Source organism: Pseudomonas sp. ok266 (genome assembly GCF_900110195.1).
In the GTDB taxonomy this organism is placed as follows: domain Bacteria; phylum Pseudomonadota; class Gammaproteobacteria; order Pseudomonadales; family Pseudomonadaceae; genus Aquipseudomonas; species Aquipseudomonas neuropathica.
The window spans coordinates 302,782-316,953 of record NZ_FOCU01000006.1 but is presented as its reverse complement, the minus strand read 5'-3'; the positions used below and the strand labels follow the sequence as shown (position 1 = coordinate 316,953).

Genomic DNA, 14,172 nt, shown 5'->3' with positions numbered 1-14,172 from the left:
AGCTTATGAACCGATCAACCCTGTCCACGCAATCCAACTGCCAGTTTAGTGACGACCCAAATCCAGAAAACAACCCAAAACCAATGTGGGAGCGAGCTTGCTCGCGAAAGCGCCAGACCAGTCAACATCAACATCGACTGACCCACCGCCTTCGCGAGCAAGCTCGCTCCCACAGTCAGCTTTCCAACTTATGAACCGATCAATTCCGCCCGCGAAACTCCGCCGGACTCACCCCAAAAGCCCCCTGAAAATACTGACAAAACCGCCCCACATTACTAAACCCGAACCGCAACGCCACCTCCGTCACCGACCCCGAACCCCGCTGTTTCAACACCGCATAAGCCCGCTCCAGCCGCACCTGCCGCTGATACGCCACAATCGACATCCCGACAAACCGCCGAAATCCCTCCTGCAACGCGCGCTGACTGACATGGCTCAACCGCGCCAGATCCACGCCACTGACCAACTGCTCCGGATGCGCCTGAATAAACTCCACCGCCAACTTCACATGCCGTGGCGCAACCATCGGCGTCGGCCGCTGCAATGCCTCGGAAAAATTATGCGGCCACGCCTCCAGCACCGCATCAATCAACATCTCGCGCAACCGTGACGGCATCAATGTCCCGCTGTTTAGCAACAGATCAAACTCCGCCCCCGTTGCCAGATCAATCAACGCCCGAATCCCCTGAAACGCTGCAGTGTTCAGGTCCACGCTGGATGCAAAAACGATCTTTTGCAGAATCGGTTTATCCAACAGCATCGACAACCGCTCTGTGAGTTGATGACGATTGATCGACATGCCGTGATGCGCATGATCATCAACAAAGCGCATCGAGCGAATATCGGCCTTATCAACCGCCAGGCCTACATGCGTCACACCGATGGACTCGGTCGCGTGGTTGAAAACAATCTTGCCCGCCGTGGGGATCACAAACGTAATCTCATCCTGCGGATCGGGAAACGAAACGCTGAAATCACCGTGGTAATGCATGCGCCGGAAACTGACGCCATCGTGCCGCCCGTAAACGCCGCCGATAATGATGTTCGACGGCAGCGGCGGGGAGTCGGAATAACGGTTGCCGAAGAATCGGGAGAACAACGCGCCGAAGTCATCGGAACGGAGATTGTCGGAGCGCAGGATGATTTGCTGGCGAACGGGAGTCGGAAACACCTTGGCGGCACCTTCGATTGGGGGCTCTAGGACTGGGGTGTAGGGCAGGGCGCCGAGCAGATTAGCAGAGGCAATATGACGCGTTTGTGACAGTCAGAAACATGCCGTTACAGCGCCGCCCCACGTTTACGCAACGGACACTCGGCAGGCTATGGCCGACATGGCAACCTGCTCGCATCCGTACTCAGCAAAAAAACCAAGGTATCGCGCCGAGCGCCTAGCCTTGTTTACCGAGACCTGAAAGCATTCAAGTCAATTGGAGCGGCAATGCAAGCCAACACACAAACACTCCCCATCAGCCTGTCCCCGGAACTCGACTTCGACCAAACCGCCGCCAGCGCTTTCGGCGAATCGCTCACCAGCGAATACACCCAGGCCACGCCATTCCCGCACATCGTCATCGACAACTTCCTGCAAGCCGACGTCATCGCCAGCATCCGCGAACACTTCCCGGTCGAACCGACCCAAAACGAACAGACCTACGAGCGCGGCTACAAAGGCCAACTCAAACGCCAGATCAGCCCCAACGCCTGCAGCCCGTACCTGAAGAACGTCTTCAACACCTTCAACTCCGCACCCATGCTGGAATTCCTCGAAAAACTCACCGGCATTCAAGGGCTGATTCCTGATCCGTATTTCGCGGGCGGCGGCCTGCACGAAACCAAAACCGGCGGCTTCCTCGGCGTGCACTCGGATTTTCGGCTGAACAAAAAGCTCAACGTTGAGCGGCGGTTGAACGTGATCATTTACCTGACCGAGGACTGGCAGGAGGCGTACGGCGGCAACCTGGAGCTTTGGGATGTGGGGATGAAGAAATGTCTGAAGAAGGTGCTACCGATTTATAACCGGTGTGTGATTTTCAATACGGACAAGGACAGCAATCACGGGCATCCGGAGCCGTTGACTACGCCGGAGCACATCACTCGGCGGTCGATTGCGCTTTATTACTACACGGCGAGTGGGGTGGGGGTTGATCCGGGGCAGAGGAATAAAACGCACTATAAGCCGCGTCCGAAGGATCGGTGGAGTTTGAGGTATTACGTGGAGAAGGTGTTTAAGAAGAAAGGATGAGGCGACGACGTGTATAAGGGCATGGTCATTTTTTACGTGCTGAGTGGTGAGTAGCTGGCGTTAGTTCTGCTTTCCGCCAAAGTCGGTCAATGAAACTGCTGGCATGCTGGCAGTGTTGTTTAATTTGATGCCTACACTGATTAAGCAGCTTGGCTGATTATCTGTATCGTGTTTCTCCTTGAGAAGGCTCGCTTTGTCCATAGCCAGCCTAGGGAAAGCAAAGACGTACGGGAAATCAAGGAACGTTATACGACATTACCCTCGCGTTTAAATGCGATAGCGATGTTGCTAAAGGGCAGCTAGATGCTGGAGGCATATGCAACTACAACTTAAGCTTTTAACCACTCTTACGATTTTGGTCGCTCAGCCAGCGATAGCTCAGGATCCTGACGCGGCCTTATCTAAGCTATCTCCCGACGCGCGCGATTGGGTGAATCGCTCTTGTACTCGCAGCCTCGGACCGTCTCTTTGGTCTAGCTGCGTTGTGCGGGAAGCATCAGCTGCTTCACATGGAAAACCAGACCTTTCCAGTCTAAATCCGGAGATGCGGGCTTGGGTCATAGGAAGCTGCTCCGACTCCCTCGGCCCGTCTCTTACCATTAACTGCCTCACACGCGAGAAAGCTGCCTTGGTAGGCGGATTGCCAAACATTTCGTCTCTTACCGAAGAGCAAAAGCAATGGTTGCTCAGCTCCTGCTCTACATCGCTGGGGCCTTCGCTATTTGTGGCATGCGTTCAAAGAGAATCGGCAGCTCTTCGTGGTACACAATCCGGCTCCCAACAACCTCGCGCAGTTGCGTCTCCTGTTCCACGCAAACTCTACAGCACACCAAGCAGAAGCTCAGGTCGTGAGAGCTATAAAATCGAGGTTGCTCATAACGATGAGCTTTTCATTATCAACGGGGAAAAATTCGAATCACAAACTTATTGCCTGGGCTGGGAAGAAGGAGACGAAGTGTTATTTCTAGAGGGAAGCCCGGTCGGTGCATGTACAAGTGCAGAGCTTCTAAACCTGAGAACACGCGATAAGTGCGATGTATGGTGCGAGTAGGTGACTTGGCCGGACGGCAACCGTGAAGAAGGGGATGGATTTATTTTCAGTCCTGGGACGTAGTCTGGTCCCCTCCATGACGACATCCTAGCCGTCATGGAGGAATTTTCGTTACTCCACCGGAACCACGTTATCCAAAGCCCGATTCACCGCCAACTCCCCAAGCATCACCACCTGCGCAATGCCTTGCATTGTCTTGCGTGCCGGTCCCTGCACCAGCCCGATAACATCCCCAAGCATCACCGAAGCCGAACCGAGTGATTCACTGGCATTCACCAGCAGTTCCTCAGTCTTGGTGTTCGGGTTGGCGATAAACATCTTGTTGGTTTGGTACGGGGTGAGCATGATTTCCGGGGCAGGGCCGAGGTAATGAGAGAGGGCGCGGTCGACGGCTTCGTTGAATTTCTTGGCGTCGGGGGATTCGTCGCCTGAGATTGGATCGGTTTCTGGTGGATTCGGTGTGATCTTGAACATGATGTAACTCCCTTGTGTCGCTTAAAAGGAGCCATCACCCACTCGCTACCAAACGATGGGTGGCGGCCATGCACAGGTTGGTAGACCGGGACACAGGGAAAACCGGCGCGCTCGAAAGCGCCCTGCGCATGACCACCATAAAAGCCAGGCGAAAACTCTCGCCAATAGTGGAATTGCGCACCTTGTATACACGGGCTACCAAACCCGATCACTGCTATTCAGTGACCGACCCACGATAGAACCCGCCCACCCGGCGCACAAGCCGGCGGATTCTGGCGTAGTCGTAGGCAACGGCGCAAGGCGTTGTAGCCTGTCGGACGTATCTCGGAACGTTTTTAAACCCGTCGTTGAAATGCCAGGCGTGTGAGGCCTGGCATCCTTAAACAGCGTCGATCATCACCGCGCATAAAACCCCGGTTTTACTTACACACGGCGTCCGCCACGCGATAACCATCCACCATGGGTGCTTTGCTTACATCCAGTTCGATGCGGCAGCTCTGTTCGGCTTTTTCGCCCCATTTCATTTGGTAGACCTTGCCTTCACCCACCGACAGCAACACTTGACCGGCCTGGCCGACGACGCCGGCGCTGGCGCCTTTTTCGTTGGTGATGGGGGTGCCGAACGGCGGTTGTTGGCCGTCCTTGAGGCGCACGTTGAGCAGGGCTTTTTCCGAGCGGCTGGCGGCGAAGCTGGCTTTGACCACGGCGCCGCGACGGGGCACGACGTTGGTCACGCCTTCTTCGATGTCGATGTTGTTGTCCAGCTCACCGGTGTCGAGGGCCACGCGGTTTTTGCGGTACGGCGTGACGTACGGCACGAGGGCGTAACCCTTGGCGTTGGTCAGGGTGCCGGGGGCGTTGAGGACGCCGACGTCCGGGGTGTCTTTGACTTCGACCAGGGCCACGGTTTCGCCGAGGGTCTGGCCGAATTCGAGGCCGTCGCTGTGGCCGAGCACGGAGCCGGCGGCGCTCACCGAGGTCTGACGGTAGCCGCTGCCGACGCTGACGCCCGCGCCGAGTTGGGCGAACGGTGCGCGATAGCCGATCAGGGCCGAGCCGTTGTTGCCGCCGTTGTCGGAGCGGTTGGCGTTGACGTTGTAATTGAGGTTGCCGTCGCGCCCGCTCAGGCCGGCACGCTGGTCGAGGCTGCCGTCGTTGTTGCGCGTGACGGTGTAGGTGCCAGTGCTGCGCGTCTGGCCGATGGGCATCGACACGGTGAACACCACTTGATTGTTCTGGCCGAAGTTGTCGGTCAGGGTCTTGCTCGCGTAAACGCCGTAGGTCACGCCTTTGTACTGAGTGTTGAAGCCCAATTGCATCTGTTTGTCTTCGCGCGAGGTGCCCCAATAATTCTGTTTGCTCATGTTCAGGTAGAACGAGCCGTAGCTGTCGAGCGCCTGGTTGATGCTGGCTTCGATTTTGCTGCGCTTGGAGAAGGTGTTGAATTCATTCGGCTCTTGCAGGCGCACCGCTTCATCAAAGTCGCGATAGCCTTCGGTGGAATAGCGATAGCCGGCGAAGCGTACCGAAGTGCCGGTTTCGAAAGCCTTGCCGTAACGCACGCCAAAGCTCTGGCCTTTCTGTTTGCCGGCCGCGACGCCGGAGCCGCTTGGCACGTCGGTCTGGGCCTGGGTCACGTCCAGCGACACGGCGCCCAGACTGCCGAGGCTTTTGCCCACGCCGACGACGCCGGCGCGATAGAAGTCAGCGCCCAACAGGCCGCCATACAACGTCAGGTCGAACGGCAAACCGTACGCCAGCGACGCCTGGGCGAAGACCGGACGCTGGCCGCCGTCGACCGCGTTGTACTCACCAGCGGTGGCGCTGTAACGCCAGGTTTTTTCCCGCAGCATGTTGGCCAGCGTGGCGTACGGCTGGGTGAAGCGCCGTTCGCGGCCGTCGGCTTCGGTGATGATCACTTCCAGGTCGCCACTGCCCGACGCTGCGTTGAGGTCGTCGATTTCGAATGCGCCCGGCGCCACGTAGGTGGTGTACAGCGAGTAGCCGTTCTGGCGCACTTCGACTTTGGCCTGGGTTTCGGCGATGCCGCGAATGATCGGCGCATAACCCTGCATCGAGTCCGGCAGCATGCCCATGTCGGACGCCACCTGGGCGCCGCGAAACGGAATGCTGTCGAACACGTCGCCCGGGGTGAAGCTTTCGCCGAGGGTCAGGGTGCCTTTGATCGCGGTCAAATCGCGCTGTGCGTAGGTGTTGCTGCGCTGCCAATCCTGCTGGCCGTCTTCGTCCTGACGGAACGAGGAGCTGGAGCGAAAACGCCAGTCGCCGAGGTTGAATCCGCCGTTGGCGTAGAGGTTGTATTGCGTGCCGTTGCCACGGGCGTCGGACTGGGTGTTGGCCGCCGAGAACTGATAGTTGAGCATTGCCGCGTTGATCCCGCGATCCCATTCTTCGGGGGCAACATAACCGGCGGCATCGCGGCGCAGAGCGATCTGCGGCACGCTGATGTCGAGGGCCAGCCGCCCGGCGTCGAAGCTCACCGAAGCGCCTTCGATCAGTTCGGCAAGGTCGATGCACGCCGGGAATGTTTCGCCCGGGGTCAGGAACGCCTCGACCTTGACCCCAAGTTCCTTGAGAAACGCCTCGGACAGGCAGGCGCGCACTTCAGCACTTTTTGCGTCCTTGGCGAAGGTCATGTCGCGGCGGTCGAAAAAGCTCTGGTTCAGCCGGATCACCACCGGATACGTGCCGGGGCCGATGCTGCCGCTGTTGGCGATGGCGTCCAGATCGAGGTTGGGCCCGGCGCTGGCGCCACCGAAGGGTTGCATGAAGCTGGCATCAAACTTCGCCGGCTCGTCTGCGCTCGCCGAGCTGCCCATCAGCGCCGCGAGGATGGCGACCGACAGATGCAATGGAACAAAAGGCGCGGACTGACGATGACGGTTCAGGGCTTCGATTCGCATGACAATACTCAACACTCGGCCGCCACGCGGCATCGGCAGCGTGCAGGCAGGTTCGCAAGGAAAGGGGTGACGGTGTTACGGGGCGCTGCTCAGCTCGACTTTTTTCGGCTCGCTGTAACCGCCGTAGTCGTTGATCGCGGAGAACACCACCGCGCCGCTGCGGCCGCTGAAACCCGGCAGCGCATAACGCTGGCTGCTCATCGGTGCGACCATTTTTGGTTCGTTGACTTCAACGACTTGCGCACCGGCCTCGACTTTCACGCCGATAAACGACACGTGAAACGCTGTCGGGTTGTTGACCACCAGCACCGGTTTGCCTTGTTCCTGTTGCAGGCTCCAGCGCAGTTGTGGCGGCGCATCCATCGCACTGCCCTTGAGGGTGGGCGGGCGATAGAAGACTTTGATCCGCGTGCGCATGGCGATTTTCAGGGTGTTGGCGTCGGCCTTGCCGGCCAGCGGAATTTCCTGGGCGTTGAAGTAGAAGACCGATTCGCGGTCCTGCGGCAGATCGCCGGGGACTTTCTGGATGCGCACCATTTGCTCTTTGCGCGGATCGAGGCGAAACAGCGGCGGGGTGGCCACGAACGGGGTCGCAGTGGTGTTGTCGTCGGCCTCGGTGTTGATCCAGGCTTGCACTGCGTAGGGCTCGGCCGTGGTGTTGCTGACCGTGATCGAGGCATCGCGTTTGTTGCCGTCGTACACGATACGCGTGCCGCCGAGCATCACACCGGCCTGGCTGAAACTGCTGAGCAGCGTTGCGCTCAACAACACGGCCAATACCGATGCGGTTTTGAAGGGGTTTTTTACTGGGTTCATTGCGTTCATCCTCTTGTCGGCACGGCCACAAAAACCGTGGCAAAGGGAAGGGCATCCGGCGGCGCCAATCGCCGCCGGAGGCTGACCGGACTTATTGGTAGTCGACGGTAAACGCGGCTTTGGCGTTGGCCGGACCGGAAGTGGCTGCGCCGGTGGCGACGTAGTTGGCGGTGAAGCGCAGCGGCTGGGTCAGGTCTAGATAAGGCGAGGATTCCAGGCCCAGTTGCACGTCTTTGCCGGACGCATCTTTGATCTGCACGGCGACGTTGGTGGCCACGCCGGCTTCCGGCAGCAGGCCGATCCACTGGCCGCTGGAGCCGGCGTTGCCGCTCAGCGAAAGGAACTTGACCACGGCTTTCTTGCCGGTGACGTTGCAGCCCGGTGCGGTGGTGTCAATGGTCAGGGTGAACGCGCCGCCACCCGCCACTGCACCGGCCGTGGCCAGAGAGGTCGCCGGCACACTGCCGAGGCCAACGTCGCCGGCACCGGCCGAACCGTTGAGGTCGGAAACCACGACCGGGCAGGTGTTGTCGGTCACGCTGCCGACAAAGTTGATTTCACCGTCGGCGGCCATTGCAGCTTGCGAAGCGGCTGCCAGAACCAGGGCCAGGGACAAACCTTTGAGCGCAAAATTTTTCATGATCACTTCCAGATATTGAGTAAATGTCCTGAAGCCCGAAGGCCCTGAGACGGATCGACGTCGCCATCCCGTCGGGGTAGAGCGTGGCGTCTGAGGCTCATTATCGGGATGCGGATCCGGGCGCTATGTAGGGAAAATCCCTTTGCTTGTAGGAAAATTCCTAGCGCTGCTATGCGATCAATAAGTCGTCGCCAAAAAAACGCCCCGCCTTTGGCACCGCGCGAAATAGGCGATGGCAAAGGGGAGCGTCGGGAAAAACAGGTGGATTTTTGTTGGCGGATTTCAGCGGTAAGTTACGGTGAAACTCGCATGGCCGTTGGCGGTGCCGGGCTGCGGCGTCGGCCCATCGCCGGTCTGGATATAACGGGCTCGGAGCGGCACTGACGTCACGCCGTTGACGATGCGATTGAGGCGCACGGGCTGACCCAGATTCATCGGCGTGCCGTTGTCCTGCAACACTTGAATGGCCACGCCTTGCGCCGTCGAATCGCGCGACAGGCTCAGGACACCGTTGGCCGCGTCGAGGATGGTTGAGGTCTTGTCGGCATCGATCTGAATGTTGGCGAAGTTGCCGTTGAAGTAGCCGTTGGTGTTCGACGGATAGTTGTTGCCGGCGATGCAGGCGTTGAGGGTAATGGCGAACGGCTGGGCTTGGGTGGTGGAGTTTTTGCCGTTGAATACGCGTTTTTCCCAGGTGCCCATTGGCACGTTGATCTGGTTGCCGGGTGCGGCCGGCAGAGAGCAACCGGCCAGGGTTACGGTGGCGGTGAAGGTCAGGTCGAACATTGGACCCATGTCCGAAGTGCCAGTGGCGACCAGTTGATTGATGGTGTGGGTGCCGGGCGCGATGTCACCGGTCTTGATCAGCGCATAACGCATCATCGCCTGGTTCATGTTCGCCTGGCTTGGAGCGGTACGATTCATGTTGAAGGGAATGAATCGGCTGGGGTTACCCGGCGGCGGAATCCAGGCGGCAGCGAAACCCGTCATGTAGATGGCCAGGCCAATGCCGGGCACGTTGGTCTGCAGTAAGGCATTGGCTGGCACATTCATCACGTCCACCGGAATGTTCACCGCCACCGGACCGACCAGTGTCGTGTTATAGGAAGCGGTCCCATAACACTGCAAGGTGTCACCGAAATTCAGCTGGCGCATGGTGCCGTTGGTGTTCAACGTGGTGCCGATCGGTACGTCTCGCGGCGCGAATACCGCGCCGCCGGTGAGCGTCAACTGCTTGACCGTATTGTTGCCCGTCGCCCAGGTGCAAGCCGCCATCGCCGGCGCCGCCATCAGCATCAACGCCGATGCGCCAAGCCCGCCCAGCATCCCTAACCCGATCTTCATGGTGTGTGCCCTCCTGAGAAGAAAACGGCCATTCAATGCAGGCTGACTGCATCTGGACGTTGTTGGCGTCGGCCAACGAAGGGCTGAATTATCAGGATCACGAGGCGCGCATTGAATAGCCGGCTTCCCGCTGGCTTGTAGGAAATTTCCCAGAGAATTTCCCTGCCAGACAGGCGCCGACGCCCAGGGTGAGTGTCACCGCGTTGGCGTGGTAAACAGCTTCACCGCCCATAATCCGCAATGCTCAGGGGTGGTCCGATGCGCGCACGGTGTTTCACTACTTCGTCGAAGGCGCGGCAGTTTGGGGGACTTACGCGGGTGGGCATATTCCCATGGGTAACCAGGTTGGCCGAGTGACCGGGCCTGACAGTGTCGAGCTGCTTTATCAGTGCATCACCACGGATGGCGAGATTCGTGCGGATTGGTCGAGGGGCGTTGTGGGGGGGGATGAGGCGGGGCGGACGACGTTGCGGTTTGTGTGGGGTTGGTTGTCGGGGGCCGAGGGGGCGGGCAGTCGAGTTATGTTGAGGTGGTCGCGTAGCGCTCAAGGTTTGTTGCTTGTTCCGCATTGAACGCATCTTGAGATTCAATCCCACAGTGGTCCTGCTTTCTTCCGGATAGTAAAACGCCCAAGGGTTTGGCGTGTCCTGGATGGTTAGGACCGCGTACTGCCTTGGGCGAGATGGGCGCAGATTAAGTGGGGGCAATGTAGACGTCAACTCTTCGCCATCACATCCCAAGTCCACATCACCTGCGTAATCGCCGCATCAATGCTCTCCAGCGGCGTGTCATCCCGAGCCAGGATGGAAATCCCCTGTAGGAAGCTGTCGAACACCGTCGCCATGGCGGCTACGTTCGTGTTCTCCGCTAACAGACCCTCACGCAGACCTCGCTCGACACACGCTCGAATCCCGGCGCGTGTGCGGGCGCGGGAGTGGGTGAGGACTTCGACGACACCGGCGTTTTCCGGACTGGGCGCGCTCATGACGCCGAGGGTGACCATGCAGCCCTTGGGGTGGCCGTCATCGCATTGCATGCGTGCCGACTGGCGCAGCGCGGTCTCGATGGCTTGGCGTGGCGGCAGGGTTTCGTCCCACAGGCATTCGGTGACCTGGGCGAAGGTGGTGAGGTAACGCTGCACGCACTCATCGAACAAGGCTTCTTTTGAGCCGAATGCGGCGTAGAAGCTTGGCGCGGAGATGCCGCCGCCCAACTGCGCCTTCAACAGGGCGAGGGAGGTCGAGTCGTAGCCGTGCTGCCAGAACAATTGCATGGCCTGGTCGACGGCGTCGTCGCGATCGAAAGCGCGGGGGCGGCCGGTTCTGGCCATAGCTGAAACTCCTCGGAAAGTGATTTGGATACTAGTCGATACATAAGTCGTTGACAACGTGCCTCGACTGCCGCCAGTATTTTATATCGATCGGTACGAAAGTCTGATATTCAAAACTCAAGGAGTTCCCCGTGACACCCTCAATGACTCTATCGGCAGCGCCCAAACGCCTGCCCATCGGCGCGCTGCTGGCGCTGGCCATGACCGGTTTCATCTGCATCGTTACCGAAACCCTGCCCGCCGGGCTGTTGCCGCTGATCAGCGAAGGCTTGGCGATTTCGCCTTCGATGGCCGGGCAGATGGTCACCGCGTATGCGCTGGGCTCGGTGCTGGCGGTGATTCCGATGACCATTGCCACGCGCAGCTGGCGTCGGCGCAATGTGTTGCTGCTGACCATCGTTGGTTTTCTGCTGTTCAATTCGATCACGGCGTTGTCGTCGCATTATGGTGTGACGCTGGTGGCGCGGTTTTTCGCCGGGGTTGCGGCAGGTCTGGCGTGGAGTTTGTTGGCCGGTTATGCGCGGCGGATGGTCGACCCTGATCAGCAGGGTAAGGCGTTGGCACTGGCGATGGTCGGTACGCCGATTGCCTTGTCTTTGGGGGTGCCGCTCGGCACATGGCTGGGAGGGCTGGTCGGTTGGCGTACGACGTTCGGCATTATGTCCGGGCTGACTTTGATTTTGATCGTCTGGGTGCTGGTGAAAGTCCCCGACTATCCACCACAGCCTGCGCATCAGCGCCTGTCGCTGCGCGATGTGCTGACGACGCCGGGCGTCCGACCGGTGCTGGCGGTGGTGATCAGCTGGATGCTGGCGCACAACATTCTCTACACCTACATCGCGCCGTTTGTGGCTCCGGCGGGGCTGGCGGATCGCGTGGATCTGGTGTTGTTGGTGTTTGGTCTCGCGGCGTTGGCGGGGATCTGGCTGACGGCGAAACTGGTTGAGCCGCTGTTGCGCAAGACCGTTCTGGTGAGTCTGGCCACGTTTGCACTGGTGTGCGTAGGGTTCGGCTTTTACGGACGGGTGCCGGAGGTGATTTATCTGGGCGTGTTGGTGTGGGGATTGAGTTTTGGCGGTGCGGCGACGCTGTTGCAGACGGCTCTGGCGGATGCGGCGGGGGATGGCGCGGACGTGGCGTTGTCGTTGAATGTGGTGGCGTGGAATAGCGCGATCGCGGGCAGCGGCGTGGTCGGCGGGGTGCTGCTGGATCGATGGGGTGTTGCCTCGTTTCCGTGGGCGATGGTGGTGCTGGTGAGTGTGGGGTTTGCCATTGCGTTCGCCGCACGGGTGCACGGGTTCAGGTCGGGGCCGCGTGTTGCTGGAGCGGCGGCGGTTGCCGGGCACTGATGCCCGGAGGTGTCGGGCGGTGGCGGTGTAGCCTGCTACTCGGCGCCCCCGGCTTTCATCAGCCTGTAAAAATCCTCCAGCGCGCCGCGAAACTGTGCCAGGGAAAAACTGGCCGGGCGGCTATCGGCGTCCCACCGCGTGCTGATGCCGACTTCCAGGCCGCTGGAAACGCTCAAACCAAACCGACGCCAGTGCAAAGTGTCGCCATCGATCACCTGTTCGGTCATCAGCACAAAGCAATCGAAGTTCATGTCATCGCTGCAGACCAGCAGCGGTACAAGCGTGGACGAACCGTGTTCTGCAGGCGCGAAACGGCGTTGGGCGAGGGCGTCTTCTTCCTCGTCCAGCAACCACATCAACGACAAACCATTCAAGTCGAGGTCGGGATATTCGAGATGCTCGTTGAGCCATTGCTCGATGGGGATGCCGTCGATAAACAGCCAGGCGCAGGCGCTACGGTTGCATTTCGCCTGGTGATAATCGGCGTGGATACGGTGGAGCATTGGAGAGTCCATGATCAATAGAGGATTGGCGGGTGAATCAGTGCGAAAATGCCCACGCCCGACTGAACAACCGAACAGGTTATCGCCAGCCTTGAGGGATACTGAAGGCCGACTTGCACCAGGCGTATTTAAACGCTGTTGAACCTAGGCCGCTGGATAGCTGAACGGCTCCAGAAAAATCTGTGGATCCACCCACAATCTCAGGCCAAAGGGAATGACTGAGTAACCGTCATATCGCCCGGTGAAGGTGTCCGACGCGGCGAATTCAACAAATTTCCCGCGTTTATCGTCAATCACACGGATACCGGGGCAGCCCAGCATTGTGTATTTGATAATGGGGTTGGGTAATGATCTTTCCCAGACCTGAATCTCTACATCCGAATCGTATTGCCAGATCGTCAGCTTCAGGCTGATAGAACCCTGTTCGATCAAGTATTGATGGGATGTTCCATGCCCGTCCTGATCGGGAATCACGCCTAGCGCAGCAATAAGGTCAAAAGGGTCCCATGTGAGCAGCGGCATAGCGTTTCCTCGGTCTGGAATCTGCGTTTATGGTACTCATCACTGACCTGTAAAAGTACACTCGCGTACTACTTCCGAGAGGAGCCACAACCCATGACCACTCAAACCGAAACCGCCATCCTCGCCGGCGGCTGCTTCTGGGGCATGCAGGATCTGCTGCGGCGCTATCCCGGCGTGTTGCAGACTCGCGTCGGTTACACCGGCGGCGAAGTGCCGAACGCTACTTATCGCAACCATGGTGACCACGCCGAAGCTATCGAAATCACCTTCGATCCGGCGGTGATCAGCTATCGACAGATCCTCGAGTTCTTCTTCCAGATCCACGACCCGAGCACAGCCAACCGGCAGGGCAATGACCTCGGGCGCAGCTATCGTTCGGCGATTTACTACCTCAGCGAAGCGCAACGCGACATTGCCGAAGACACCGCGGCCGACGTCGACGCCTCAAAACTGTGGCCAGGTCGCGTGGTGACCGAAATCGAACCGGCGGGGCCGTTCTGGGAAGCGGAGCCGGAGCATCAGGATTACCTCGAGCGTATTCCGAATGGCTACACCTGCCATTTCATTCGGCCGAACTGGAAGTTGCCGAAACGCGGGTGAGTCCAAAACGACCTAAAACGACAGAACCTCAAATATGAATCATGAGCTTTGGCAGGAACCTGATGGCTGTCAGACCTTTTGTCTGGCCGGTGCTCAAGGTGATGGTGCGCGTGCACTTATGGATTCGGACGCGAAGCTTGTTTGGGAGGTCGAGGCTGACAGTCATTTCGAAGCGATGACCAAGTACTATGCGCACATGCAGTGGGGCGAGTACCGGACTGACTTTCCCGAACAAGACAAGACGTCCTACAGAGACCTGGGCTGGGCGATCTGTCGCCCATCCAGCGCCAGCACATAAGCACTGACATTGAGCTGTCGATGCGACTGGGCTGAAGCCCTCCTTTCGGGGCCATCTGTTGCAGGATGGCGCCCGAGTG

At 59.1% G+C, this 14,172-nt stretch carries 13 protein-coding genes and 1 pseudogene; 5 read left to right on the top strand and 9 right to left on the bottom strand.

The window, feature by feature from the left end; translation table 11 throughout:
* Positions 1-199: 199 nt before the first annotated feature.
* On the bottom strand, positions 200-1,171 hold the full coding sequence (locus tag BMY54_RS13485; RefSeq protein WP_093433280.1) for an AraC family transcriptional regulator: 972 nt from the start codon (positions 1,169-1,171) through the stop codon (positions 200-202).
* 267 nt (positions 1,172-1,438) lie between these two features.
* On the opposite strand from BMY54_RS13485, the gene BMY54_RS13480 reads away from it, so the two are divergent.
* Positions 1,439-2,242, top strand: coding sequence for a 2OG-Fe(II) oxygenase (locus tag BMY54_RS13480; protein ID WP_093433278.1), 804 nt, complete (start codon positions 1,439-1,441; stop codon positions 2,240-2,242).
* Between the two features lie 1,162 nt (positions 2,243-3,404).
* Here BMY54_RS13480 and BMY54_RS13470 read toward each other — a convergent pair.
* From BMY54_RS13470 to BMY54_RS13450, 5 genes are all read right to left on the bottom strand, one after another.
* Entirely contained in the window at positions 3,405-3,767 is a 363-nt protein-coding gene (locus BMY54_RS13470) for a DUF6124 family protein (RefSeq protein ID WP_093433274.1), read from the bottom strand.
* A 419-nt stretch (positions 3,768-4,186) separates the two neighbouring features.
* Entirely contained in the window at positions 4,187-6,691 is a 2,505-nt protein-coding gene (locus BMY54_RS13465) for a fimbria/pilus outer membrane usher protein (RefSeq protein WP_093433272.1), read from the bottom strand.
* Between the two features lie 75 nt (positions 6,692-6,766).
* Complete coding sequence (locus BMY54_RS13460; protein WP_093433270.1) at positions 6,767-7,507, bottom strand: fimbrial biogenesis chaperone; 741 nt, start codon at positions 7,505-7,507, stop codon at positions 6,767-6,769.
* Between the two features lie 91 nt (positions 7,508-7,598).
* Positions 7,599-8,147, bottom strand: coding sequence for a fimbrial protein (locus BMY54_RS13455; RefSeq protein WP_093433268.1), 549 nt, complete (start codon positions 8,145-8,147; stop codon positions 7,599-7,601).
* Between the two features lie 282 nt (positions 8,148-8,429).
* Positions 8,430-9,491: a fimbrial protein gene (locus tag BMY54_RS13450; RefSeq protein WP_256573891.1), complete on the bottom strand. Its 1,062-nt coding sequence runs from the start codon at positions 9,489-9,491 to the stop codon at positions 8,430-8,432.
* Between the two features lie 230 nt (positions 9,492-9,721).
* Here BMY54_RS13450 and BMY54_RS30880 point away from each other — a divergent pair.
* A pseudogene (locus tag BMY54_RS30880) lies at positions 9,722-10,032 on the top strand (hypothetical protein).
* A gap of 174 nt (positions 10,033-10,206) precedes the next feature.
* Here BMY54_RS30880 and BMY54_RS13440 read toward each other — a convergent pair.
* Complete coding sequence (locus BMY54_RS13440) at positions 10,207-10,821, bottom strand: TetR/AcrR family transcriptional regulator (RefSeq protein ID WP_093433264.1); 615 nt, start codon at positions 10,819-10,821, stop codon at positions 10,207-10,209.
* Positions 10,822-10,952: 131 nt separating this feature from the next.
* On the opposite strand from BMY54_RS13440, the gene BMY54_RS13435 reads away from it, so the two are divergent.
* On the top strand, positions 10,953-12,170 hold the full coding sequence (locus BMY54_RS13435) for an MFS transporter (RefSeq protein ID WP_093433262.1): 1,218 nt from the start codon (positions 10,953-10,955) through the stop codon (positions 12,168-12,170).
* Between the two features lie 35 nt (positions 12,171-12,205).
* On the opposite strand, the gene BMY54_RS13430 is transcribed toward BMY54_RS13435, so the two are convergent.
* Together BMY54_RS13430 and BMY54_RS30740 are read right to left on the bottom strand one after the other, a co-directional pair.
* Entirely contained in the window at positions 12,206-12,673 is a 468-nt protein-coding gene (locus tag BMY54_RS13430) for a hypothetical protein (RefSeq protein WP_093433260.1), read from the bottom strand.
* Positions 12,674-12,817: 144 nt separating this feature from the next.
* Positions 12,818-13,195: a hypothetical protein gene (locus BMY54_RS30740; protein ID WP_093433258.1), complete on the bottom strand. Its 378-nt coding sequence runs from the start codon at positions 13,193-13,195 to the stop codon at positions 12,818-12,820.
* A 93-nt stretch (positions 13,196-13,288) separates the two neighbouring features.
* Here BMY54_RS30740 and msrA point away from each other — a divergent pair, with 93 nt between their 5' ends.
* Both msrA and BMY54_RS13415 read left to right on the top strand, forming a co-directional pair.
* The gene (gene msrA, locus BMY54_RS13420; protein WP_093433256.1) at positions 13,289-13,795 is read left to right on the top strand and encodes a peptide-methionine (S)-S-oxide reductase MsrA; all 507 of its coding nucleotides are present in this window, start codon (positions 13,289-13,291) and stop codon (positions 13,793-13,795) included.
* A gap of 34 nt (positions 13,796-13,829) precedes the next feature.
* The gene (locus tag BMY54_RS13415) at positions 13,830-14,093 is read left to right on the top strand and encodes a hypothetical protein (protein ID WP_093433253.1); all 264 of its coding nucleotides are present in this window, start codon (positions 13,830-13,832) and stop codon (positions 14,091-14,093) included.
* Positions 14,094-14,172 lie beyond the last annotated feature (79 nt).

Bases quoted from the DNA above. Each gene is read 5' to 3' on its own strand.
- BMY54_RS13450 (WP_256573891.1), bottom strand. From the start codon at position 9,491: ATGAAGATCGGGTTAGGGATGCTGGGCGGGCTTGGCGCATCGGCGTTG.
- BMY54_RS13465 (WP_093433272.1), bottom strand. From the start codon at position 6,691: ATGCGAATCGAAGCCCTGAACCGTCATCGTCAGTCCGCGCCTTTTGTT.
- BMY54_RS13440 (WP_093433264.1), bottom strand. From the start codon at position 10,821: ATGGCCAGAACCGGCCGCCCCCGCGCTTTCGATCGCGACGACGCCGTC.
- BMY54_RS30740 (WP_093433258.1), bottom strand. From the start codon at position 13,195: ATGCCGCTGCTCACATGGGACCCTTTTGACCTTATTGCTGCGCTAGGC.
- BMY54_RS13430 (WP_093433260.1), bottom strand. From the start codon at position 12,673: ATGCTCCACCGTATCCACGCCGATTATCACCAGGCGAAATGCAACCGT.
- msrA (WP_093433256.1), top strand. From the start codon at position 13,289: ATGACCACTCAAACCGAAACCGCCATCCTCGCCGGCGGCTGCTTCTGG.
- BMY54_RS13415 (WP_093433253.1), top strand. From the start codon at position 13,830: ATGAATCATGAGCTTTGGCAGGAACCTGATGGCTGTCAGACCTTTTGT.
- BMY54_RS13470 (WP_093433274.1), bottom strand. From the start codon at position 3,767: ATGTTCAAGATCACACCGAATCCACCAGAAACCGATCCAATCTCAGGC.
- BMY54_RS13480 (WP_093433278.1), top strand. From the start codon at position 1,439: ATGCAAGCCAACACACAAACACTCCCCATCAGCCTGTCCCCGGAACTC.
- BMY54_RS13460 (WP_093433270.1), bottom strand. From the start codon at position 7,507: ATGAACCCAGTAAAAAACCCCTTCAAAACCGCATCGGTATTGGCCGTG.
- BMY54_RS13455 (WP_093433268.1), bottom strand. From the start codon at position 8,147: ATGAAAAATTTTGCGCTCAAAGGTTTGTCCCTGGCCCTGGTTCTGGCA.